The sequence below is a fragment of the Pseudomonas ovata genome, from assembly GCF_003131185.1.
Classification (GTDB): Bacteria; Pseudomonadota; Gammaproteobacteria; order Pseudomonadales; family Pseudomonadaceae; genus Aquipseudomonas; species Aquipseudomonas ovata.
Genome location: NZ_QFFU01000056.1, coordinates 1 through 1,401 on the forward strand (window position 1 = coordinate 1; position 1,401 = coordinate 1,401).

Annotated in this window: 2 protein-coding genes and 1 pseudogene; all 3 read left to right on the top strand. The window is 57.7% G+C overall.

What is annotated here, in order from left to right; all coding sequences use genetic code 11:
- Positions 1 to 330 (top strand): fimbrial protein (locus DGA31_RS29935; RefSeq protein ID WP_161959254.1); only part of this gene is annotated, 330 nt, incomplete at its 5' end.
- A 215-nt stretch (positions 331 to 545) separates the two neighbouring features.
- The gene (locus tag DGA31_RS29400; protein WP_241509683.1) at positions 546 to 857 is read left to right on the top strand and encodes an RHS repeat-associated core domain-containing protein; all 312 of its coding nucleotides are present in this window, start codon (positions 546 to 548) and stop codon (positions 855 to 857) included.
- A gap of 350 nt (positions 858 to 1,207) precedes the next feature.
- Positions 1,208 to 1,401 (top strand): annotated as a pseudogene (locus tag DGA31_RS29405) (fimbrial protein); the annotation flags it as partial.

Here is a 1,401-nt window from a genome sequence, read left to right on the forward strand (position 1 = left end):
AAGCGCTTTGCCCTGCGCATCAAGGACGACGGCAGTTGTGGCCTGACCGGCACTGACGACGTGGCCCGGGTGACCTTCAACGGCACCCCGGACACCACCGGCAACTACTTCGGCGTGACCCCGACGGCCGATGGCGCCAAGGGCGTTGCGATTGTCATCAAGGACAAGACCGGCGTCTCCATCGCCCCTGGTGACGAATCGGCTGCCTACGACCTGATCGAGAACGGCACCACCGACATGGTCTTCAATGCTTATTACCGGTCGATCAAGCCTATCGTTTTCGCGGGCGTTGCCTCGGCTGACGTGCAGTTCGTGGTTGCCATCAACTGATCCATCACCCACAGCCCCTGTATGCCGAGCGCTTCTATCAAGGCGACGCCCCCAGTTGTGCGACCAGGCAAGGCATTGCCAACCAATGGCTGCACGGTCCCCAGGGCGTGCCGGGGCAGCAGTAGAGCAATGACACGGACCAGACCCTGCTGGCGCTGACCGATGCCAACGGCAACCTGCGCACCGAGTATCCGCAGGGCGACGAGCGCCGCGCGGTGTACAGCGCCTATGGCCAGCAGCACAGCGACAAGCCGTTGCCGAGCCTGAGCGGCTACAACGGCAAGATGCTCGACAGTGCCACAGGCTGTTACCTGCCGGGCAAGGGCCACCGGGCCTACGACCCGGCACTGATGCGCTTTCACAGCCCCGACAGCCTGAGCCCGTTCGGCAGCAGCGGCCTGAATCCCTACGGCTACTGTCTGAACAACCCCATAATCCTGCACGACCTCATAGGTCACATTGCTTCTATGCGGTGCTCAATCAGAAAGCTCGGCAAAATCATAACGCTACCTGGGCTGGGGGAGTAACCCGATTTGGGGCTTCATCGCTTTTAATCAAGTCAGGGCCAAACACCTGCAACCCGGCATTGCCGACAACGGGTCAAGATCACCTGAGTATCAACGCCATAGGGATACTTAGGTGACCTGCCTGGTTAAAATTTACGATCAAAAACACCTGTAATAATGTCGCTATTAAATATAGGAAAAATCCTACAGAACCTGCTGCCACTCTCCCCTCTTTTGCGCGTATCACAATACTCCATCGCCCTCTAGAATCCTGCCCCGTCATGACGTAGCACATAAACAACTTCCAACTAACATAATTAGTTACATCCATGGCTGACAATCAACTAATTACGCACTTACAAGGATTACTCGTGATCAAGCATTTCTCTGCCCTGGCCCTGGGGCTGGCGATTACTGCAGCCGGTACTTCGGCCTTCGCCACCACCGGCACCATCAACTTCGAAGGTCAGATCACCAGCACCACCTGCCCTATCGAAGTCGTCAACCCCGGCGATGGTTCGGTCGGCAACCTGGTAAAGATGGGGTCGGTCGAGGCCTCGCGCTT